We start from the raw sequence: 21236 nt of genomic DNA on the forward strand, positions 1-21236 counted from the left end.
TCGCGGGGATGAGCGGTTTATTTCAGTCCGTCAGCGAATGCTGATCAGTTCGCCGGCGTCGGTCAGGACGTACAGCGCGCCGTTGTAGGCGGCCGGGGCGATGTAGGCGGGCGCGCCGAGGCGCAGGGTGGCGGTCTGGGCGCCGGTCTTCGGATCGAAGGCCACGGCCTCGCCGTCCGAGTTGACCAGCACCAGGCGGTTGGACGCCAGGATCGGGCCCGACCATTCCGGGCGCACGGTGCGATCCCAGAAGCCCAAGAAGCCGCCCTCCTGACGCACGCGACCTTCGTTCAGGTTGCGGGTCCAGTAGACGGCGCCGGAGTCGCGGTTGACCAGGGTCAGTTCGCCCGCCTTGGACACGACATAGACCACGTCGCCGGCCGGCAGGGGCGCGTTCACGCCCGCGACCGGCAGGGACCATTTCGGCTGGCCGGTACGGATGTCCATGGCCTGCATCACGCCGGAGTGGCTGATGGCGTAGACGAAGCCGCGCGAGATGACCGGACGACCGGCGATGTCGCGGATCTCCGACAGGGCGCTGGTGCGGCTGGTGCGCGACAGGACCTGGTTCCAGACCGGCTGGCCATTGGTGGCGCGCAGGGCGACCACTTCACCGGACGAGAAGGGCGCGATGACCGTGTCGCCGCTGACCGAGGGGCTGGAGGCGCGCATGACGCGGGCCGGCTCGACGATGCCGCGATACGACCAGTCCTGCAGACCCGTCGTGGTGTTGAAGGCGATGATCTGGTTATCGACGTCGATGACGAAGACGCGGTTGCCCGCCACCGTCGGGGCGCCGTGGATCGGCACGTCGACCGGCTGGGTCCAGACGACCGCGCCCGTATTGGCGTCCAGCGCCGTCATGGTGCGATAGCCGGAGGACACGAAGACCTTGCCGCCGCCGACGGCCACGCCGCCGCCGAAACCGCCGCTCAGCGCGCCGCCGCCCTGGCTGACGAAGGGCACGGGCAGGCCGAAGGCCGAGACGCCGCCGACGGCTTCACGCCCCGAAGGCTTGACGTCGGCCTTCCAGACGACCGCGCCGGTCGCCGCATCGACGGCCGTGACGGTCGATTCGCCATCCATGACGAAGATCTTGCCGGCGTCGGCGACGACCGGGGCCATGACCTGACGGTCGCGGCCCGAACCCGTGCCGATCTTGCGGCGCCAGCCGATGGTGAATTGCGGCGCGGCGATCACATGCTCGATCGACGACTCGGCGTTGCCGCCCGGCGCGTGCCAGGCGTTGGCGGCCACCGGGCCGGGCAGGAAGAAGTCGCGGCCCACCAGACCGGCCGAGGGCGACAGCTGCTGCTCGAAGGACAGGATCGAGATCCGCTGCCCGTCGCTGGCCCTGGCCTGGGGGGCGTTGTCCTCACCCAGGCCGAACGGCAGGATTCGCCGGGCCGAGGCGCAGGACGCCAGCGAGGCGGCCAGCCCCAGGACGATGGCGGTCTTCAGCACGCGCGTCACGGTCGTCATCCGAGCTCCGGTCGTCATCAGGCGGGTTTTCACTGTTGGGCCGCGCCGGCCTGGGCCTGAGCGGCCTGGGCGAGTTGCTCGGGGGACGGACCGGCCGGGGCGGCCGGCGGGTTCACCGACTGGGCGGCCACGATGGCCGGCAGGCCCGCGGCGACGCCGGCGTCGATCATGCTGATGGCGGCCTGGGCGCGCTGGCGGATCGAATCAGGCACGTCCTGCCCCAGGGTCAGCAGCACCAGGACCTCGCGGGCCTCGGCGGGCTTGTTGAACTGCAGGCGGGCCATGCCGAGCGCTTCCTGGGCGAAGGGCACCAGCGGGCGGCCTTCCTTGGTCAGGGGCTCCAGCTTGGCTTCCAGGTCTTCCAGCGTCGCGCCGTTGTCCATCATCAGCAGCGCCGACTTGTAGACGGCGGTGTCGCGCAGCAGCGGATCGCCGTCGGCCTTGGCGGCCTCGTCCAGCAGGCGGATGGCGTCCGGAATGCGGTTGGCGGTCAGGGCGATGCCGGCGCGCTCTTGCAGGGCCATGGACTTGTAGGCGCCGTTGCCCTTCTCGGCGGCTTCGGTGAAGGCGGTCTCCGCCCCGGCCGTGTTGCCGCTCTGCAGGGCCTCCAGGCCGCGCTGATAGGCGACCGAGCCGGCGTGGGCGCGGCTGGTCTCGAAGCTCTGCCAGCCCCACCAGCCCAGCGCTGCGATCAGCGCGACCAGCAGGATGCCGCCCGCGATGGGCAGCCAGTTGCGCGCGAGGCGCTTCAGTCGTTCGGAGCGGATCTCCTCCTCGACCTGTTCGAAGACATCAGTCACTAGCGGCGCCGCCCCAAGAAAAAACGCTGAAAAGCCAATCGGCGCGGACCCTAGAGGTTCGTCCGCGCCCCCGCAACGGAAGCGCTACTGCGTCGCTGGCTTTTTGGAGAAGTAGGTTTCGACTTCGGCAGGAAAACGGCGGGCTTTCACATCCTCCGCATAGGCCTGGACGGCCCGGCCCATCTCGCCGCGCAGATCGGCGTATTTCCGCACGAATTTCGGGGTCCAGTCGAACACGCCGAACATGTCGGACGACACCAGCACCTGTCCGTCGCAGGCCGCGGATGCCCCGATGCCGATGGTCGGCTTGGAAATCGCCTGGGTGATTTCGCGGGCCAGCCCCTCGGCCGTACCCTCGATCACCACCGCGAAGGCGCCCGCATTGGCCGTGTCGTGGGCCGATTGCAGGATGCGCGCGTGCTCGGCCGCCTCCCTGCCCTTGGCCTTGAACGAGCCGTCGATGTTGATCGACTGGGGCAACAGGCCGACGTGTCCCATCACCGGTACGCCGCGCTTCACCAGATACTCGATAGTGGCCGGGACTTCGGGCCCGCTCTCGACCTTCACCGCCTGGGCGCCCGTCTCCTTCAGCACCCGCACGGCGTTGGCGTAGGCCTCTTCCTTGCCGGCCTCATAGCTGCCGAAGGGCATGTCGATGACCACCAGGGCCCGTTTGGCGCCCCGCATCACCGCCTGGCCGTGCAGGATCATCATCTCCAGCGTCACCCCGACCGTGGACGGCAGGCCATGCACCGCCATCCCCAGGCTGTCGCCGACCAGCAGCACGTCGCAATGGGCGTCCATGATCTCTGCCGTCGGGGCGTCATAGGCGGTCAGGACCACGATCGGCTCGCCGCCTTTCCGGGCGGTGATCTCCGGCACCGTGATTCGCTTCACGGCTTCCTGCTTCTGGCTCGACATGACGACTCCGCTTGTGGGGGCGGAGAGATAGGCGTCCTCATCCCTCCCGTCGAGGATCAGACGTCCTGCGACAGCCTCACCACCCCGGCGGCGGCCAGGGCGATCAGGGCGCCGGCCGCGATCCAGAACATCTGCATCCCGCCCATCGAGCCCAGACTGACGTCCGACAGACCCAGCTGCGACAGGCCCGACGTCACCGCCCCCTGCACGTTCAGGCTGGCCGCCTCGAACCCCTGACCGATCACCCGCCCGGCCACCGGAGCCCGGTCGTCCGACAGATGCAGGTTCAGGTTCATCGATTCCTTGACCGCGATCACCCCGCCGATCAGGCCGGCGACCGTCAGGGCAAGGGTGCGGACCCGGCTGGAGGAATGCAGCTTCGTCTCGACCTCGGCGGCGAACAGGCTCGCATCGGCCATCTGGGGCGAACGGCTGAACAGCCGCTCGATCATCGGATCGAATTCGTCAGCCGACATGGGTCGACCTCCCCGACTGCCCGACATCCGGCGAAAGCCGGGCGCGGAGTTTATCCAGACCACGTTTGACATGAGACTTCACCGTTCCAAGCGGCAGATTCATGGCCGTGGCGATCTCGGGATGAGACAGCCCCGCGCCATGGCACAGGGACACGCAGAGACGCTCGACCTCGCTCAGCGCCTTCAGCGCCTCGTCCAGGTCCACCAGTCCCGCTTGATCCGGGGCCGGAGCGACATCCTCCTCCCCCGGTTCGATCTCGGCGACATAGCGGGCGTCCTTCGCCTTTCGCTTGAGATAGAGGCGCGCGGCGATCCGCTTGACCCAGGCGGCGAAGGTCCCCTCGCCCCGGAACTCGGCGCATTTCTCGAACGCCTGCAGGAAGGCGTCCTGGGCGACGTCGTCGGCCTCGGCGCCCTGCGCCCCCATGCGTCGCAGCAGGGATCGCACGGCCGAGCCGTGACGCCGGACCAGTTCGCCGAACTCCCGACGTCCGCCCGCCGCCGCCTGGGCGGCGAGCTCCACGTCGTGTTGGTCCATCAGGGCCTTGGCCATGACAAGTTTCCCCCTGTCAGAGCGCGGCTCAGTCCTTGTTCTTGTTGAAGAAGCTCAGGACGATGAAGGCCAGGCCGATGGTGGTCGGGATGCAGGCCAGGCCCAGCAGGCCGTCGCCGGCGTTCACGTCCCAGCCGTCGCCGCCCCAGCTGCCGCCGTTGACCAGGCTGAAGGCCGCCATGCCGATGCCGATGGCCAGCCAGATGACGCCCCGGCGGATGTCGCGGCTGCGCGACGGGATGTTCTTGGTCGCCTCGGTGCTCAGGGCGTCGATGACCTCCGGCGGCAGGGGCTGACCCTTGTCGATGGCGGCGCGGACGGTCGCCTGCATGTCGCGGCGCTCCTTGGACTTCAGATAGGTCGGGCCGACGATGATGGCCGTGATGGTGCCGAAGACGGCGAAGATGGCGAAGATCGGAACGAAGTCTTCCATGGGATTTCCCCTCTTTCGATGATGAGCCGGAGCCTGATGCCCGGGCCTTCTGATCACAAGAGGCGGCGGCGACGGCCAACGGATGCGAAATCGGACGTGAAATCTTCGTAAGGTCCGCGCTCTGGCCGCCCTGACCGCCCTGCCATAGCCTGCCCGCATCGCCGGAGACCGCCATGCCCGTCCGCCTCGCCGCCCTCGCCGCCTGCGCCCTCCTCGCCGCTGGATGCTCGCCCCGCGACGACGGGATCGACCCGAGCGGGGCCGAGGAGGTTCCGGCCGATATCCAGCCCCAGGCCCTGACGGCCGAACACCTCGCCAATCTGATCGCCGCCGACGGCGCGCGACACACGGTTCTGGTCCTGACCGGCCCCGCCGACCCGACCGGCTTCGACAAGGTGCTCGCGGGCATTGCGACGGGCGCTCCGGAATGGCTGGCCCTCGTCCCCCAGCTCCAGCCCGCGACCGACGGCCTTCATGCCGAGGGTCTTCAGGACGCCCTGGCCACCGCCCTGACCCGAAATGCGCCCGGCGTCCTGGCCCTGATCCCCGACCACGCCCACCCGCTGTTCGTCTGCGCCGCGACCCATCCGCCGGACGCCCGCATGATCGCCGCGCGCGCCGCCGTGGAAGCCGTCACCGATCCCGCGCTTCAGGCCGCAAAGGCCGAATGCCTCCGCGCCTTCGACGGCAAGGCGGAGTAGTCCCCGCCTTACGGGACTGTCATGAGCAAAACTTAACGATACGGACCGCATCCGACCGCTCCATGACCGGCCTCCGAGCTTCAGGCGATCCCGCCGAACCCCACGGAGACCGATCCATGCTGCTGTCCGCCCTCGTCGTCGCGACCGCCCTGTCACAGACCCCCGCGCCCCGGATGCGGGTCGCCATCCAGGATCTCGACCTCGACCGGCCTGAGCATGTCGAGATCCTCGTCCGACGCACCCGCGCCGCCAGCCGCGACTACTGCGCCCGCCATATCGCCGTCGTGACGCCAGACCGGATGGGGACGCCCGCCGTCTGCGAACGTAACATGGCGACCCTCGCCTTCCACGCCCTGCCCGACCATGCTCGCGACAGCCTGATCCGCTCCGGCCAGAGCCGCCGGTTCAGATAGGCCGCAACCCCCGCACCGAGGCAGCGAACACCAGCCCGCCCAGCGGGAAAAGCAGCCACCCGCAGGAACGGAACCGGTCTTACATCGTCTTTCACCCTGAGGCGCCGGCCCGTCGCCCGCGCCTTCACAGGGTCGTCGGCGCACGCCCCACCAAGGGATGCACGCCGCCGAAGAACATGCCATCAAGGCTGAAATTCATTGGAGAACCGCCATGAGCCACGTCACCTATCGCATCGTCGAACACGACGGCGGCTGGGCCTACAAGGTCGGCGACACCTTCTCCGAAACCTTCCCGAGCCACGACACCGCCAAGGCCGCCGCCATCCGCGCCGCCCGCGAACAGAAGGTCTCCGACGAGAACGCCATGATCGAATACGCCGACGCCAACGGCGACTGGATCACCGAACGCGCCGACGGTCACGACCGCCCGGAGACGGATGTCGAGGGCTGAGTTAACTCCGCCCCACACCCCTGCATCTGGGGTTAAGCCGCACCTCCCTCATCCGTGCACCCCAGCGAAGGCTGGGGTCCAGGTCACAGACTCAAGCGGCTTGGGTCTCGCATCAGATCCGCTGTCCCATCGCCGAGTTTTCCATCTGGACCCCAGCCTTCGCTGGGGTGCACGGAGCCGTGGAGGGTTGAAGATTTATTTCCTATCCAACCCTTGCTCTCTCGGACGCGCGCACCATGTCAAAGTCCGCTCTTTGACACCGTCCAACCGCATCGCCCCGCTCGCGCAATAAATCACCCGCGCGCGTGGCACGCCTTGCACCACCGTTTCAGCCAACCCTCTGATTTGTCAGCGTTGGCACTGCACTGTTTGGCACTCGAAATTCGGAAACAGTGCCAACCGAGAGGTCAAATCGACCCTCAGCCCTCGAACGCCGCGTCATAAATCACCGGCTTGAACCCCACGATCGTCCGGTCGCCCAGGTCCAGCACCGGCCGCTTGATCATCGAAGGCTGGGCCAGCATCAGGCCGACGGCCTTCTCCGCGTTCAAGTCCGCCTTCTCGGCCGCATCCAGCGCCTTGAACGTCGTGCCGTTCCGGTTCAGCACGACCTCCCACCCATGCTCGGCGACCCAGCCCTCCAGCGAGGCCCGGTCGATCCCCGCCTTCTTGTAGTCGTGGAAGGTGAAGGCCCGCCCATGCTCGTCCAGCCAGACCCGCGCCTTCTTGACCGTGTCGCAGTTGGGAATGCCGTAGAGGGTCGGGGTCATTTCAGCCTCACAAGATGATGCAACATGTCTCCTCCCCGTTCGCCGCTTGGCGAATGGGGAGGTGGCGCGGCCCTTCTTCAGGGCCGTGACGGAGGGGGCGAGACGATTTCAGGAACGAGGACTCGCCGTGCTCGTTCGTCGAGACCCGGTCGCCCCCTCCGTCAGCTCGCGAAGGGCTCGCTGCCACCTCCCCATCTGCGATGGGGAGGAGATTTGGCCTACCGGAACTTCCTCAAGCCCCGCGGTCCCATCCGACCGGCCCCGGCGCGCTTGCCGAGCCAGTCCTTCCAGTCGGGCCAGTTCCGGCGGCGCCCGCCGCCATCGACCCACTCGGGCCCCGCCTCGCCGTCGAAGACCGCGACATCGGTCAGCCCGCCCTGTTTGTAGGACTGCAGCTTCACACCCTTGCCGCGCCCCATCTCGGGCAGTTCCTCGGCCTTGAAGATCAGAGTCTTCAGGTTCTCGCCGATGGTGACCACATGGTCGCCGGTCACCCGGATGGCGGCCAGCAGGTCGCCGTTCAGCACCTGTTTCCCGCCCCGCTTCTGGGCTAGCAGCTCGTCCTCCGGCGCGATGAAGCCGTAACCGGCCTTCGACGCGATCAAGAGCTTCGCCCCCGGCTGATGCGCGAACAGGGCCACGATCCCGGCGCTCTCCTCCAGGTCGATCATCAGGCGCAGGGGCTCACCGTGCCCGCGTCCGGACGCCAGCTTGTCGGCCCCGACCGTGAACACCCGCCCGTCCGACGCCGCCACCAGCAGCTTGTCGGTCGTGAAGCCGGGCACCAGGAAGCCGAGGCTATCGCCCTCCTTGAACTTCAGCTCCGACGGATCCTCGACCTTGCCCTTCACCGCCCGGATCCAGCCGCGCTCCGACAGGATGACCGTGATGGCCTCGCGGGGGATGAAGGCCTCGGGGGCCACGAAGGCCGAGCTATCCACGGCTTCCGCGATCGTCGTCCGACGCGGCGAGACCATGGCCTTGCGCGTCGCTTCCAGCTCCTGACCGATCTTCTTCCACTGCTTGGCCGGCGAGGAGGTCAGGGCCTTCAGGTTCGCCAGCTCTTCGGCCAGCGCCTTGTGCTCGTTCTCGATCGCCATCTCCTCGATCCGCGCCAACTGACGCAGACGGGTGTCGAGGATGTAGTCGGCCTGCAGCTCCGACAGGCCGAACCGGGCGATCAGCACCGCCTTGGGCGTCTCCTCCTCGCGGACGATCCGGATGACCTCGTCCAGGTTCAGGAAGACGATCCGCAGACCTTCCAACAGGTGCAGCCGCTTCTCGACCCGCTCGATCCGCCAGGCCGACCGCCGGTTCAGCACATCGCGCCGGTGATCCAGGAAGGCCTGCAGGCAGGCCTTCAGCCCCATCACGCCGGGCGTGCCGGACGCGTCCAGCACGTTCATGTTGATCGGGAACCGGATCTCCAGATCGGACAACCGGAACAGGCTCTCCATCAGGCTCTCGGCCTCGATGTTGCGGCTCTTGGGATCCAGCACGATGCGGATGTCTTCCGCCGACTCGTCGCGCACATCGCCCAGCAGCGGGGCCTTCTTCTGCTCGATCAGCTCGGCCAGGGCCTCGATCAGCTTGCCCTTCTGGACCTGATACGGGACCTCGGTGATGACGATCTGATAGCCGCCCCGCTCCAGCGGCTCCCGCTCCCAGCGCGCCCTGAGACGCACACCGCCCCGGCCCGTCTCATAGGCCTCCAGCATGGCAGCATGCCCCTCGACGGCCACGCCGCCGGTCGGGAAGTCGGGCCCCGGCACGATCTCGGCCAGTTCCGCCGTCGAGGCCTCCGGCTTCTCCAGCAGCAACAGGCAGGCGTCGATCAGTTCGCCCACATTGTGCGGCGGGATCGAGGTCGCCATGCCCACGGCGATGCCCGACGACCCGTTGGCCAGCAGGTTCGGGAACCCGGCCGGCAGGACCACCGGCTCCTCGTCCTGATCGTCGTAGGTGGGACGGAAGTCGACCGCGTCCTGGTCGATCCCTTCCATCAGCAGCACCGCCGCCGGCGTCAGCTTGCACTCGGTGTAGCGCATGGCCGCGGCGTTATCGCCGTCGATGTTGCCGAAATTCCCCTGCCCGTCGACCAGCGGATACCGCTGGGCGAAGTCCTGGGCCAGGCGGACCAGGGCGTCATAGATCGAGGCGTCGCCGTGCGGGTGGTAGGTACCCATGACCTCACCGACGACCTTGGCGCATTTCCGCGCCGCCGCCTGCGGGTTCAGCCGCATCTGGTGCATGGCGTACATGATCCGCCGGTGCACCGGCTTGAACCCGTCGCGCACGTCCGGCAGGGCCCGGTTGGTGATCGTCGACAGGGCATAGGCGAGGTAACGCCGCGACAGGGCGTCGCCCATCGGCTCGTCGACGATGCGGCCGCCTTCGGGCGGAGGGGTATGGACGGTCATGGGCGGTCGAATCACTCAGGCGAAGGCGGAAGTCTAGACCTTGATCGGCTGAGGAGGGATCGCTTCGCGATCCCGCTGATGCCGTGAATCAAGGTCCAGATGATGCTGGAGCCTGATCCGACCGGAAAACCGCTCACACTTTTCCGGATCAGGCTCCAGCGGCTTCCTCAGCCCAAGGCGCGGAACCACCGGTCGATCAGCACGGCTTCGGCCCGACGCGCCTCGGTCCGCTCGGCAGCCTCGGCATCCACGCCCCACTGACGCTCCTGGAAGGCCTCGTCGAGGCGGCTGAGCTCGAACGCCTCCTCACCCGTGATCGCCCCCCTCTGCACCGCCAGCCCCAGAATGGCGCTGCCCAGCAGGGGCACGCCCATGGCCAGGGCCGTCAGCCGGAAGTCGTCCAGCTCCAGCGCCAGCTCCCGCACCCGGGCAATGCTCTCCGGCGGCTGTTCCACATGGATGATGCCCGATGTCGGCTGGACGACGACGCCCAGTTCCTTCTCCGCCCACTCCCGCCAGGGCGTCCAGGCCTTCGCCTGTTCCAGCACCAGCGGCGTCGGATGTTCGGCGAGGTAGCAGAGCAGGTCCGACCCGACATAAGCGGCGATCTCCTCCGCCACAGGTTCGCGGGTGACGGCGACCCTGTCGATGGCCGTGGCCGCGATCCGCGTCGCCGGCATGGTCCCGGGATCGAGGAAGTCTCCCTGCGCCGCCCATTCGTCGGCGACCATTTGAGCCGCAGCTTCGGTCGGCAGCAGGAAGCGGTTGTGCGCCGGGGTCTTGGGCGCGCGGCCGTCCAGCAGGACGACCCAACCGCCCGACTCCTCGGCCTGAACCGACGCCTCCTTCCAGAAGCGCTTCAGCCGTTCCTCGGATTCCCGGAACCCCTTGCGGGCGGCGACCATGGGGTCCAGCGGCGGGATGTGGCTCATGCGAAGGCTCTCGAGGCGAAACGGTCCAGGGCGGCTTCCAGGTCGGGGAAGTCCTCGGCGACGTGAAGCGCCCCGGCGTCCAACTGTTCCTGCGGCGTATGGAAGCCCCAGGCCACGCCCTGAGGCAGGACCCCGGCCGCCACGGCCATCGAAATATCGTGGGCCGTGTCCCCGATCATGACGGTCGAGGCGGCGTCCGCCGCGCAGGCCGTCATCGCCGCGTGCAGCATGGCCGGGTCGGGCTTCCCCGGCCCGTCCTCGGCGCAGTGGGACGAGATGAAGATTTCAGCCCAGCCCGTCCGCGCCAGGTTCCGCGCCACGCCGCGCCGATTCTGGCCCGTCGCCAGCGACAGCCGCCAGCCATCCTTGTGCAGCCGCCGCAGGGCCTCCATCGCGCCGGGATACAGCGGCTCCTCATGGCCCGAGGCGTACAGCCGATTGAAACTGCCCCGGAAGGCTTCGGTGAACCGCGCCAGCTCCGCCTCATCCAGCCCCGGCTCCAGCATCGCCAGCGCGTGCGGCAGGCTGAGCCCCACGATCTGGCGCACCCGGTCGTATTCGGGGTCGGGCAGCCCCAGCTCCCGCGCAGCGTCCGTGGCGGCCTGGAAGATCGAGGCCCGGCTGTCGACCAGGGTCCCGTCGATGTCGAAGACGGCGAGCGGGCGGCTCATCGCATTCGCCTCACGCCCTCGAACGGGTCGCGATCCGCCTCACCCTGGTCGAAGCCGAAATGCTGGAAACCGGCGCGCATCTCCGGGCTGATCGGCGCCTCGACGATCAGCTTCCCGCCCTTGGGGTGATCCAGCTCGATCCGGCGCGCATGCAGTTGCAGCTTCAGCGGCCCGCTGAGCTCCTTCGACTTTTCGTCCCCATATTTGGGGTCCCCCAGAATGGGATGGCCGATGGCCTTCATGTGCGCCCGCAGCTGGTGCGTCCGCCCGGTGAAGGGACGCAGCGCCATCCACGACGCCCGCTGACCCGCATGGCTGATCAGGGCGTAGGCGGTCTCGGCCGGCTCGGCGCCGTTCTCCTTGGGTTCGGCCGGACGCATGATCTCGTAGTCGTTGATGCCCGACTTCTTCAGATGCAGGTCGATCTGGCCCGCCGTCGGCTTGGGTAGCCCCATGACGATCGCCCAGTAGGTCTTCTTGGCCTGACGCCGCGCGAACGCGCCCGCCAGCCGCTTGGCCGCCTCCGGCCCCTTGCCGAGCAACAGCACGCCCGAGGTGTCGCGGTCCAGCCGGTGGACCAGACGCGGTCGCTCCATCCCCTCGCCCCAGGCCGACAGCAGCCGGTCGACGTGCCGCGTCGTCTTGGTCCCGCCCTGCACCGCCAGGCCCCAGGGCTTGTTCAGGGCGATGACCAGGTCGTCCTCATAGATGACCATCGACTTTGCGAAGGCGATGTCGGCGGGCGTCAGCGGCATGTGCTCGCCAGGGGCACGGACGATGGGTTCGGGGATCGGCGGCACGCGCACGGCGGCGCCGGCCGTCAGACGACCCTCTGGCTTGATGCGGGCGCCGTCGACGCGGATCTGGCCGCCGCGAGCCATCTTCTGCACCTGGATGTTCGACAGATGCGGCCAGCGACGCCGGAACCAGCGGTCCAGCCGGATGCCGTCCTCGGCCTCGGCGACATACAGGATCTGGGCCTCGCGAGACCCGACCGGCCCCTTGGGCGCGGGCGCTTCGGGCGCGGTTTCCTTGGGGTCGTAGCTCACAGGGCGGCTCCAAAGGCGCGGCGGGCGATCATCAGGCCGACGAACAGGGCGGCCACGGCCAGCACCACCGACAGGGCGACATAGGCGGCGGCCAGACCGAACTCGCGCCGCTCGATCATCAGGGCCGTCTCCAGCGAGAAGGCCGAGAAGGTCGTGAAGCCGCCCAGCACGCCCACGGCCGCGAACAGGCGGATGTCGTTCCCACCCTGCCCGCGCTGGGCGAGCCAGCCGGCGACCAGCCCCATCAGGAGGCCGCCGATCACATTCACCGCGAACGTACCCCACGGCCAGGCCGCGCCGGGCGCGAGCCTCTGGGCCAGCACCCCCGCGCCATAGCGCCCCATGGAGCCCAGGGCTCCGCCGAAACCGACGATCAGAAGACGTGTCATGAGCGGCGGCTTATACTCCGCATTGCGGCAAAGCGAAGGGAGAGGTGCATGTCCGGTCTGGGGCTCGATCTGGGGCTGGCGATCGCCCATCACATCCTGGTCTTCGGGCTGGCGATCATGCTGGCGATGGAACTGGCCTATCTGCGCGCCGAGCGACCGCCGGTAGGACGTCTGGCCGGGCTGGACGCGGGCTACGGCATGACCTCGCTGCTCATCATCGCCGTCGGCGTCTGCCGCGTCCTGTGGGGCGCCAAGGGCTGGGCGGCCTATGAGGCCAATCCCTTCTTCTGGGCCAAGGTCGGGACCTTCGCGATCATGGGCCTCTGCTCCATCGCGCCGACCATCACCTTCCTGAGGTGGCGAAAGGCGTTCCGGGCCAATCCGGCGTTCGCACCGGAGGCCGGCGAGGTCGCGCGGGTGACGCGTTGGGTCCGGATCGAACTGCTCCTCCTCTTTCCGCTGGTCGGGTTCGCGGCGGCGATGGCGCGCGTCTGACCGAAACTTCACTTGCCGCGTTACACGGTTAACGGCGATACCCAAGCTTCGCGTTGGGAGAGAACTCCGTCGGTCGTTCGCCGGGGTTCCGCCATACTGCCGCTTCGAGTTTGCAAGGTTTGACCGACCGCCATGTCGCATGACGATCAAACGCCCCGCGCCGGGCCCAACATGACGATCCCGGTGTCGCCGCCCGCGCCGCCGCCAGGCGCGGCCGATCTGGCCGACCGTCCGGTTCCGCCCTCGACCCCGTCGCCTTCGCCCGAACCGATCACGGCCCAGGAAGGCATCCTGCGTCCGATCCAGGAAAGCGACTATTTCACCATGGATCCCGAGGCCATCGCGGTGATCTCGGCGAACATCGACCAGTACTACAACCAGGCGCTGGACATCTTTCCGTTCTGGGAGACCGAGAACAAGCCGGACCGCTTCCACGTCCTGTTCACCCGCCAGATCGAGGAACGCTTCCCCGCCGACAGCGACATTCGGGGGCGGATCCACGGCTATGGCCGACGCGTGTTCGACGCCCTGCGCCTGCATGTCATCGTCAAACGCCTGACCCAGGGGCTGGCCCTGACCGCCTTCTCGACCATGGCGGTGTTCGGTCCCGGCCTGTTCGCCGAGTGGACCGGCGGCCAGCCGCAAGGGCTCGGCCTGGCGGTGCTGGGCATGTTGATGGCGCTGGGCCTGTTCTACGGCGTCTCGGCCATCCTGTTCGTCCAGTACCGTTTCCGGCTGGAAAACGATTCCTACGAGCTCAGCCGCGAGGTGGTGCAGCGGACGCGGGAGCTCCAGAACCTGTTCACCAACGCCCGCGCCCTGTCGGACCAGGCCGAGACCCAGTTCCAGCTGGACGGCAAGGGCTGGGGCCAGCGCGCCCTGTTCCTGACGCGGCTGGTCATGTGGATCGCCGCCCGCATGGAATACCTAGAGAAATTCGCCCAGATGGAGCTGTGGCGCGTGCGTCGCGAGCGGTACTGGATGCGGTGGGTGGGCCGGATCACGACCCCGTTCGTCCTCCTGGTCTGGCTGGCCGTCTTCGCCTTCTGGCCGGCGCCCGCCGCCAACGAGGCGGGCTTCCGCGTGCTTCAGCTGATCGCCCTGGGCCTTGGTGTTCTGGTGTCCTGGATGTCCTACTTCCGCTGGCAGACGCCGACCGCGGCCGTGAAGGACAAGCTGGGCGTCGACGGCTGGGTTCGCTACGCCTCGCTGGACGTCGACAACACGATCGGCGATCAGGTCCGGCGCGACAAGGAACGGCTGGTCGAATACCGCGCCCTCACTCGCGGCCGCTGAGCGAATAGCGGACCTCGCGCGCCTCATAGGCCTCGCCCCGGTCGGGGCGGGCGCCGCGGCCGAGGCGGATTTCCAGCACGGTCGAGGTCGGCGACGGCCCCTGGAAGTTCAGCCCCACGCCGACGCCCACGCCGGACGAGGAATAGCGATAGCCGCCGTAACGGCCCGAGCCGCCACCGTAGCCGACCGAGATGTTGGGCCTGAAACCGCCGGCGCTGTCGGGACGACCGTCGACATAGCGCTGGGTCACCTCGAACCAGTCGTAGCCCTGTTCGATGGTCAGGTCGGCGGCGCGCAGCAAGGCCATGTCTGCGACCGGGCCGGGCGCGCCGACCCCGTTGTAGCTGACGCGGTAGCGATCGTTCTCGATGCGGCGCTCGGAATAGCCCTGACCGTTAGGGCCGCGCTGGGGGCCGTAGGGGGCGAGGCTGGCGCAGGCGGCCAGGCTGAGGGCGGCGGTGGCGACGACGAGGGCGCGGATCATGGGGTTGCTCCGAATATCAAACGTTTAGCGTTTTAACGGGCCAAGGCGTTCCAGGGGCCCAGGGGAAGCCCGGACTCCAAAACACCGTCCGAAGCGTCCGAAGAGTCCGAAGCGTTCGGGCAGGCCACGGGGCCAGAGGACAGACCCCGTCAGTGTAAGGCCGTTTCCAGCGACGCCAGACAAAAGGCGTCTTAAAAGATCGGGCCTTTGATCCGGTTGAGGAAATCGGGGGATGCTTTGCCAACTCCATCCCTTTCCTTCTCCCCTTGCGGGAGAAGGCGGTCTAGCCCCCCGGTCCGATCTCTGATCGGCCGGAGGACAGGCTATGCGAGGTCGGATGATGGGTGACCGTAGATGTCGCCTATGAGCCATCTGCTCGGGCGATCTCGTCTGCGTCCTCGTACCCCTCATCCGTCGGGCTTCGCCCGCCACCTTCTCCCGCAAGGGGAGAAGGGAGTTCAGAGCTTGAGCCCCATCGCTTCCGCCAGCGCGCGGAAGTCCTCCGGCGGTTCGGCGGTGATGGTGCGTTCGCCGCCGTCGGGATGCGGGAACTTCAGGGACACGGCGTGGAGCATCAACCGCGGCGCGCCACGGCCCGCCGCCGTCAGGGCGCCGCCGTAGCGGACGTCGCCGACCAGAGGACGGCCGATATGGGCCATGTGGACGCGGAGCTGGTGCATGCGGCCGGTGAAGGGCTGGAGTTCGACCAGGGCGCCGTCCTCGCTGGCGGACAGGGTGCGGTAGCGGCTGCGCGAGCCTTGGGCGCCCCTGGCGTCGAAGGCAGCGACCCGCATGTAGCTCTCGCGGCCGATCTCCTGACGGACCAGGGGGACGTTGATGTCGCCGCTCTTCGGCTCCGGCGCCGCCGAGACCAGGGCGAGATAGGTCTTGGTCAGTTTGTGGGCCTGGATCGCCTTGCCGAGGAAGCCGGCGGCGGGCTTGGTCTTGGCGGCCAGGATGACGCCGGACGTATCGCGGTCCAGCCGATGCACGAGATCCGGCCGCTTGCCGTTCGAGCGGGCGAAGGCCCACAGCAGGTCGTCCAGCGTATGCGCCTTGATCCGCCCGCCCTGGCTGGAGAGGCCCGCAGGTTTGGCGAAGGCGATGGTCGAGGCGTCCTCGTGGATGACCCACGAGCGGACGGCGGCGATCTCTTCGGGCGACAGTGAAACGGGGGTGCGGTCTGACACCCCCGCCCGTTAGCGCAGTGCGCCCTTCTTCGCCATGGCCCGCGCGTAGAACAGAAGCGCGGCGGCGATGACGGCGATGATCCAGGGCATGAATTTCATCGCGGCCATCTCGGGCGGCAGGCCCGGCATGGGGTTCATCAGGCCAAAGACCAGGCTGCCCAACGCCCCGATCAGAGAAATTGCAAAGGCATAGACGGCCCACTTCATCCTGAGCAGCAACAGGACCGACCCGGCCACCGCGCCCCAGACGCCGGCGATCCACGGCGCATACATCCAGTCGGGCATGGCCAGGAAGTAGTCGATCATGGGCTGGGTCATGCCCGAGGCGCGCATATAGGCCTCGCCCTGGGTGTTGGTCATGATGAAGTCGTAGGCGCCGAATCCATTCCACAACAGGCTCAGCCCCCCCACCAGCCACAGGTGCCAGGGCGTCTTCGTTCCGTCAGCCATCGTCCCCTCCCAAGGATCGCGTGAGCGGTGACGCTATGCCGGGATCGAGGGCGCGGCAATGAACAGCGATCAGTCAGCTTTTCTTTCGTCATCCTCCGGCAAGCCGCGCCTTCGCGGCGCAGACCGGGGGACGCAGCGGCGCGCGAGAGCGCGAACCTGTCGCGCACACCTCCGCTTCCGACACCCTGCCTGAACAGATCGCCTTCGGCGCCGCTGCGTCCCCCGGTCTTCGCTGCGCTTCGCCGGAGGATGACGAAAGAAGCGGAGAGCTACTCCCCCTTCGTCGCCTGGATCTCCGCCCGCATCGCGGCCCAGTGCTCCAGCCTTTCCTTGATCTTCGCTTCGTGGCCCTCGCCTTTCGGCTTGTAGAAGGTCCGGCGTTCCATCTCGTCGGGGAAGTAGTTGGCGCCCGAGAAGCCGGTCTCGGTGTCCGGGTCGTACTGGTAGCCCTTGCCGTAGCCGAGCGACTTCATGAGCTTGGTCGGGGCGTTGCGGATGTGGGCGGGCGGCATCAGGGAGCCGGTCTCGGCCGCCGCGCGCTTGGCCGCCTTGTAGGCCTCGTAGACCCCGACCGACTTCGGCGCGGTCGACAGATGCACCACCGCCTGGGCCAGGGCCAGTTCGCCCTCTGGCGAGCCGAGGAAGTCGTAGGTTTCCTTGGCGGCGTTGGCGACGAGGATGGACAGAGGGTCCGCCTCGCCGATGTCCTCGACCGCCATCCGCACGATCCGGCGGGCCAGATAGAGCGGGTCTTCGCCGCCATTCAGCATCCGCGCCAGCCAGTAGAGAGCGGCGTCCGGGTCCGATCCGCGAACCGATTTATGCAGCGCGGATATGAGGTTGTAGTGTTCTTCTCTACTCTTGTCGTAAGCGGGCGCGCGGCGTTGCAGGGTCCCGGCCAGGGCCTGCACGTCCAGCACCGGCTCGGGCGGCAGGGCGAACAGGGTCTCGGCCATGGTCAGCAGGTAGCGGCCGTCGCCATCGGCCAGGGCGGTCAGGGCGTGACGCGCTTCGGGCGTCAGAGGCAGGGGCCGATCCTCGTGCGCCTCGGCACGGCTCAACAGTTGATCCAGCGCCGCGTCGTCCAGCCGCTTCAGCACGAAGACCTGACTGCGCGACAGAAGGGCGCCGTTCAACTCGAACGATGGGTTCTCGGTCGTGGCGCCGACCAGGGTGACCACCCCCTCCTCCACGAAAGGCAGGAAGCCGTCCTGCTGGGCGCGGTTGAAGCGGTGGATTTCGTCGACGAACAAAAGGGTCGACTGGCCGGCGGCGCGGCGCATCCGGGCCTGTTCGAAGGCCTTCTTCAGGTCGGCGACGCCGGAGAAGACGGCGGAGATCTGCTGGTACTGATAGCCGGCGGCCTTGGCCAACAGGCGGGCGATGGTGGTCTTGCCCGTGCCGGGCGGGCCCCACAGGATCATGGAACCCAGACGCCCGGCCTCGATCATGCGGCGGATCGGACCGCCTTCGCCCAGCAGATGATCCTGGCCCACCACCTCGTCCAGCGTCGCGGGACGCAGGCGGTCGGCGAGCGGCGCGTCGGGGGGATGGATGCCGGAGGCTTCGAACAGATCGGACATGAGCGACGAGATGTAGCCGTTCGCATCGGCGATTTCACGCGTTAGTCTGGGATCGAAGGAGACCGCCATGGCCGATACCGACCACGCCGCCCAGGGACCGACCACGGGCTTGACCCCGCACCTGACCATTCCGTCGCGTGGAGGCGAGGCCGCCCTGGAGTTCTACGGCCGGGCCTTCGGCGCTGAACTGGTGCGGAAGATGCACGCCGAGGACGGCGAACGATTGATGCACGCCCACCTGATCATCAACGGCTCCAGCCTGATGCTGCACGACGAGTTTCCGGAGTACGGCCACGGCGCAGACATCACTCCGGTCGGGATGACCCTGCACCTCCAGGTCGACGACGCGGACGCCTGGTGGGACCGGGCGCTTGCGGCGGGGGCCGTGCCGGTCCTGCCGCTCGAGGATCAGTTCTGGGGCGACCGCTACGGCCAGGTCCGCGACCCGTTCGGACATCTCTGGTCGATCGGATCGCCGATCAAGGCGGCATAACCCACGGAGCGCGGACCGGAAGGCCGCGCTCCCTCACTCCTATCCCACGATACCGCGCAACTGACGGCCGTCGCGCTGGATGGTCAGTTGCGCGCGACCGTTGAGACCCCGCAGCAGGCCCACCGAGGCGGGGCGGTTGTTGATGCCGACGATCAGGTCGCCCTCGCGCAGGCCCCAGTTGGCGGCACGCCCCGAAACGCCGGTCACGACGGGAATGGCGGCGAACGGATCGTTGGCGAGGGCGTCGGCTTCCGCCGGGCTGACCGCGGCGACGCGCAGTCCGATCAGCGGCCCCTGGGCGATGGCCACCGACGGTCCCCGCTGCGCCTCGCCCGGCAGAGGCTGGACGCGCGTATTGATCGTCTGGGTGCGGCCGTCGCGGAGCACCGAGACGGCGACGGTCTCGTTCGGGCTGCGGGTGCCGACGCGGAAGTTCAGACCCGCCTGGTCGTGGACCTCGGCGCCGTCGATGGCGGTGATGACGTCGCCCTGACGCAGGCCGGCGCGATCGCCGGGACCGCCGTCATAGAGGTCGGTGACGATCAGGCCCTGCGGCCGCGTCATGCCCAGCGAGCGAGCGATGTCAGAGGAGACCGTGTCGCCTTTCACGCCCAGCCAGGGCCGCACGACGGCCGTCTCGCCGCCCAGGGCCGATTCGACCACCCGCTTCACCATCGAGGCCGGAACCGCGAAGCCGACGCCGGCAGATGAGCCGCTGCGCGAGAAGATGGCGGTGTTGATGCCGATGACGTCGCCGTCCATGTCCACCAGCGGCCCGCCGGAGTTGCCCGGATTGATGGCCGCGTCCGTCTGGATGAAGGAACCCGAGTCCGAAATGCCGGTCTCGGTGCGGTTCAGGGCCGAGATGATGCCGTTGGTCACCGTCTGACCCACGCCGAAGGGGTTGCCGATGGCGAGGACCAGGTCGCCGACCTGCTGTTCCTCACGGTCGTCGATGGCCAGGACCGGTAGTTGCTCCGTCACGCCCTGAAGCTGGAGAACGGCGATGTCGGAGCGTTCGTCAGCCAGGAGGACCTCGGCCGGATATTCGCGGCGGTCGTTGAGGACGACGCGGATCTGTTGGGCGCCCTGAATGACGTGATTGTTGGTGACGACGATGCCGTCGGAGCGGACGATGACGCCGGACCCCGCGCTTTCGGCCACCCGCTGCTGCGGCATGCCGCCGCCGAAGAACTGGAAGAAGGGATCGGCCTGGACCCGCTGGATCGAGCGGGCGGAGATGTTGACCACGGCGGGGGCCGCCGCCCGTACCACGGGGGCGAAGCTCTGCTTCATCGTCGTGGCGTCGGACGGGATCTGGCGGTCGGTGGGTTCGGCGAAGACGCCGTCCTGGGCCTTGCTGGAGTTGGCGTTGCCGCAGGCCGCCAGGGTCAGGGCCGCCGCGAGGGCGATCATCGAGGTCTTCATCGCAGTCCAGGAGTAAGCCATGTCAGGCCCCTATATCTGTCCCGCTTTCGGGCCGGATCAAGGCGTGGCGGCTGCGGCTTCCGCGCTCCGCCTTCACCCCGACGCGCCAGCCGACCAGTCCGGCGGCGGCCAGGACCAGGGCTGCCATGAAGAAGGCCATGCCCGGATGCGGGACCCAGGCCCCCTCGCCCACCGACACGGCATAGACCCAGCCGAAGAACAGCGGCGAGGCGATGCCGGCGATGGAGGCGACGGAGTTGTTGGCGCCCTGCAGCTGGCCCTGCTCGTCGTCGCCGACCTGACGCGTCATCAGGGCCTGCATGGTCGGCATGGCCAGACCCCAGAGGGCGTTCGGCAGCATGGCGAGGGTGAACCACAGGCCGTTCGGGGCCCAGCCCATCATGGCCATGCCCACGGTCCCGCCGAGGAAGCCGATCAGCATGGTGCACCGGTCGCCAAGCGCCTTCGTCACCGGCCCCACGACCATGCCCTGCATGACCATGTCGATGACCCCGACGCCCGCGAGCAGAAGCCCGACCTCGCGCGGTCCCCAGCCGTAACGGTGCATCGCATACAGCACGAAGATCGCCGAGAAGACGTGGTGCGAGAAGTAGAGGAGGAAGTTCACCACAGCGAGGCCGGTCAGTTCGGCCTTCCTCAGCAACAGGCTCATGGCGCCGATCGGGTTGGCGCGGCTCCAGCTGAACGGCATCCGTTTCTCGACCGGCAGGCTCTCGGGCAGGATGAAGAGGCCATACAGGAAGGCCACGCCGGACAGCGCGGCGGCGAACCAGAAGGGCGCGCGCGGGCCGATCTCGCCCAGGAACCCACCCACGACGGGGCCCAGCACGAAGCCGCCCGAGAAGGCCGCTCCGATCAGACCATAGGCCCGCGCCCGCTGCTCCGGCACGGTGATGTCGGCCATATAGGCGTAGATGGCGGTGAAGCTGGACGAGGTCAGGCCGCCCAGGATCCGCCCGACCGCCAGCCACCACAGGTTCGGGGCCAGGGCCATCAGCATCCAGTCCAGCGCCAGACCCGCGCAGGAGATCAGGATGACCGGGCGACGGCCGTAGCGGTCCGACAGCGATCCGATGACGGGCGAGGCCAGAAATTGCATCGCCGCCCACATGGCCACGAAGGCGCCGTTCCAGATGCCGGCCGAGGCGTCCGACCCGGCGAAATCCTCGATCAGGGACGGCAGGACGGGCATGATCACGCCCATCGACAGGATGTCGAGCACCGCCGTCACGAAGATGAAGGCGATGGCGGCCTTGCGCGCCTTGGGATGCAGGATCGACATGGGACGCGGGGTCTAGCGGAGGTGCGGCGGAATGTCTCGCGGAACGACGTGAC

The 21236-nt window shown here is 68.3% G+C and carries 24 protein-coding genes; 6 read left to right on the forward strand and 18 right to left on the reverse strand.

The genetic code is table 11. The features are described 5' to 3' along the window. Positions 1-30 precede the first annotated feature (30 nt). From ACETK8_RS12095 to ACETK8_RS12120, 6 genes are all read right to left on the reverse strand, one after another. Positions 31-1482 carry a PQQ-like beta-propeller repeat protein gene (locus ACETK8_RS12095; protein ID WP_374036177.1) on the reverse strand — a complete coding sequence of 484 codons (1452 nt, stop codon included), beginning with the start codon at positions 1480-1482 and terminating at the stop codon, positions 31-33. 29 nt (positions 1483-1511) lie between these two features. Continuing rightward, on the reverse strand, positions 1512-2282 hold the full coding sequence (locus ACETK8_RS12100; protein WP_374036178.1) for a tetratricopeptide repeat protein: 771 nt from the start codon (positions 2280-2282) through the stop codon (positions 1512-1514). 84 nt (positions 2283-2366) lie between these two features. Further along, the gene (gene panB / locus ACETK8_RS12105; protein WP_374036179.1) at positions 2367-3203 is read right to left on the reverse strand and encodes a 3-methyl-2-oxobutanoate hydroxymethyltransferase; all 837 of its coding nucleotides are present in this window, start codon (positions 3201-3203) and stop codon (positions 2367-2369) included. A gap of 56 nt (positions 3204-3259) precedes the next feature. Continuing rightward, positions 3260-3679, reverse strand: a complete 420-nt coding sequence (locus tag ACETK8_RS12110) for a hypothetical protein (RefSeq protein WP_374036180.1) — start codon at positions 3677-3679, stop codon at positions 3260-3262. Next, positions 3669-4232, reverse strand: coding sequence for an RNA polymerase sigma factor (locus ACETK8_RS12115; RefSeq protein WP_374036181.1), 564 nt, complete (start codon positions 4230-4232; stop codon positions 3669-3671). The genes ACETK8_RS12110 and ACETK8_RS12115 overlap by 11 nt, the downstream gene beginning before the upstream one ends. 28 nt (positions 4233-4260) lie before the next feature. Then, positions 4261-4665 carry a DUF6249 domain-containing protein gene (locus ACETK8_RS12120; protein ID WP_374036182.1) on the reverse strand — a complete coding sequence of 135 codons (405 nt, stop codon included), beginning with the start codon at positions 4663-4665 and terminating at the stop codon, positions 4261-4263. Positions 4666-4838: 173 nt separating this feature from the next. Between ACETK8_RS12120 and ACETK8_RS12125 the strand changes: the two genes are divergently transcribed. From ACETK8_RS12125 to ACETK8_RS12135, 3 genes are all read left to right on the forward strand, one after another. Continuing rightward, entirely contained in the window at positions 4839-5366 is a 528-nt protein-coding gene (locus tag ACETK8_RS12125; protein ID WP_374036183.1) for a hypothetical protein, read from the forward strand. 116 nt (positions 5367-5482) lie between these two features. Then, positions 5483-5779, forward strand: a complete 297-nt coding sequence (locus ACETK8_RS12130; RefSeq protein ID WP_374036184.1) for a UrcA family protein — start codon at positions 5483-5485, stop codon at positions 5777-5779. 211 nt (positions 5780-5990) lie between these two features. Next, positions 5991-6230, forward strand: a complete 240-nt coding sequence (locus ACETK8_RS12135; RefSeq protein ID WP_374036185.1) for a hypothetical protein — start codon at positions 5991-5993, stop codon at positions 6228-6230. Positions 6231-6649: 419 nt separating this feature from the next. Here the strand turns inward: ACETK8_RS12135 and ACETK8_RS12140 are convergent, their stop codons facing one another. From ACETK8_RS12140 to crcB, 6 genes are all read right to left on the reverse strand, one after another. Then, on the reverse strand, positions 6650-7000 hold the full coding sequence (locus tag ACETK8_RS12140) for an arsenate reductase (RefSeq protein WP_374036186.1): 351 nt from the start codon (positions 6998-7000) through the stop codon (positions 6650-6652). Between the two features lie 218 nt (positions 7001-7218). Next, positions 7219-9420 carry a DNA topoisomerase IV subunit A gene (gene parC / locus ACETK8_RS12145; RefSeq protein ID WP_374036187.1) on the reverse strand — a complete coding sequence of 734 codons (2202 nt, stop codon included), beginning with the start codon at positions 9418-9420 and terminating at the stop codon, positions 7219-7221. A gap of 167 nt (positions 9421-9587) precedes the next feature. After that, positions 9588-10352, reverse strand: a complete 765-nt coding sequence (locus ACETK8_RS12150) for an ATP12 family chaperone protein (protein WP_374036188.1) — start codon at positions 10350-10352, stop codon at positions 9588-9590. After that, positions 10349-11023: an HAD-IA family hydrolase gene (locus ACETK8_RS12155; RefSeq protein ID WP_374036189.1), complete on the reverse strand. Its 675-nt coding sequence runs from the start codon at positions 11021-11023 to the stop codon at positions 10349-10351. Before ACETK8_RS12155 ends, ACETK8_RS12150 begins: the two co-directional genes overlap by 4 nt. Continuing rightward, positions 11020-12072 (reverse strand): RluA family pseudouridine synthase, encoded by a 1053-nt coding sequence (locus ACETK8_RS12160; protein WP_374036190.1) that lies wholly within the window; start codon positions 12070-12072, stop codon positions 11020-11022. Before ACETK8_RS12160 ends, ACETK8_RS12155 begins: the two co-directional genes overlap by 4 nt. Continuing rightward, positions 12069-12461 (reverse strand): fluoride efflux transporter CrcB, encoded by a 393-nt coding sequence (gene crcB / locus ACETK8_RS12165; protein ID WP_374036191.1) that lies wholly within the window; start codon positions 12459-12461, stop codon positions 12069-12071. The genes ACETK8_RS12160 and crcB overlap by 4 nt, the downstream gene beginning before the upstream one ends. A gap of 48 nt (positions 12462-12509) precedes the next feature. Between crcB and ACETK8_RS12170 the strand changes: the two genes are divergently transcribed. Together ACETK8_RS12170 and ACETK8_RS12175 are read left to right on the forward strand one after the other, a co-directional pair. Next, the gene (locus ACETK8_RS12170) at positions 12510-12956 is read left to right on the forward strand and encodes a DUF2214 family protein (protein WP_374036192.1); all 447 of its coding nucleotides are present in this window, start codon (positions 12510-12512) and stop codon (positions 12954-12956) included. A gap of 132 nt (positions 12957-13088) precedes the next feature. Further along, the gene (locus tag ACETK8_RS12175; protein WP_374036193.1) at positions 13089-14252 is read left to right on the forward strand and encodes a hypothetical protein; all 1164 of its coding nucleotides are present in this window, start codon (positions 13089-13091) and stop codon (positions 14250-14252) included. Here ACETK8_RS12175 and ACETK8_RS12180 read toward each other — a convergent pair. The 4 genes from ACETK8_RS12180 to ACETK8_RS12195 all read right to left on the reverse strand — a co-directional run bounded on the left by ACETK8_RS12180 (position 14236) and on the right by ACETK8_RS12195 (position 17959). Next, on the reverse strand, positions 14236-14736 hold the full coding sequence (locus ACETK8_RS12180) for a CC0125/CC1285 family lipoprotein (RefSeq protein WP_374036194.1): 501 nt from the start codon (positions 14734-14736) through the stop codon (positions 14236-14238). The genes ACETK8_RS12175 and ACETK8_RS12180 overlap by 17 nt on opposite strands. Before the next feature lie 458 nt (positions 14737-15194). Continuing rightward, entirely contained in the window at positions 15195-15926 is a 732-nt protein-coding gene (locus ACETK8_RS12185; protein WP_374036195.1) for an RluA family pseudouridine synthase, read from the reverse strand. 9 nt (positions 15927-15935) lie between these two features. After that, positions 15936-16376: a hypothetical protein gene (locus ACETK8_RS12190; protein ID WP_374036196.1), complete on the reverse strand. Its 441-nt coding sequence runs from the start codon at positions 16374-16376 to the stop codon at positions 15936-15938. A 269-nt stretch (positions 16377-16645) separates the two neighbouring features. Then, positions 16646-17959 carry a replication-associated recombination protein A gene (locus tag ACETK8_RS12195; RefSeq protein WP_374039399.1) on the reverse strand — a complete coding sequence of 438 codons (1314 nt, stop codon included), beginning with the start codon at positions 17957-17959 and terminating at the stop codon, positions 16646-16648. Positions 17960-18026: 67 nt separating this feature from the next. On the opposite strand from ACETK8_RS12195, the gene ACETK8_RS12200 reads away from it, so the two are divergent. Further along, positions 18027-18452, forward strand: coding sequence for a VOC family protein (locus ACETK8_RS12200; protein ID WP_374036197.1), 426 nt, complete (start codon positions 18027-18029; stop codon positions 18450-18452). 39 nt (positions 18453-18491) lie between these two features. On the opposite strand, the gene ACETK8_RS12205 is transcribed toward ACETK8_RS12200, so the two are convergent. Continuing rightward, a complete protein-coding gene (locus ACETK8_RS12205; RefSeq protein ID WP_374039400.1) occupies positions 18492-19880 on the reverse strand; it encodes a Do family serine endopeptidase in 1389 nt (462 codons plus the stop codon). 22 nt (positions 19881-19902) lie between these two features. Continuing rightward, positions 19903-21183 carry a TCR/Tet family MFS transporter gene (locus tag ACETK8_RS12210; protein ID WP_374036198.1) on the reverse strand — a complete coding sequence of 427 codons (1281 nt, stop codon included), beginning with the start codon at positions 21181-21183 and terminating at the stop codon, positions 19903-19905. Positions 21184-21236: the final 53 nt, after the last annotated feature.

Source organism: Brevundimonas staleyi, from assembly GCF_041893865.1.
In the GTDB taxonomy this organism is placed as follows: Bacteria; Pseudomonadota; Alphaproteobacteria; order Caulobacterales; family Caulobacteraceae; genus Brevundimonas; species Brevundimonas staleyi.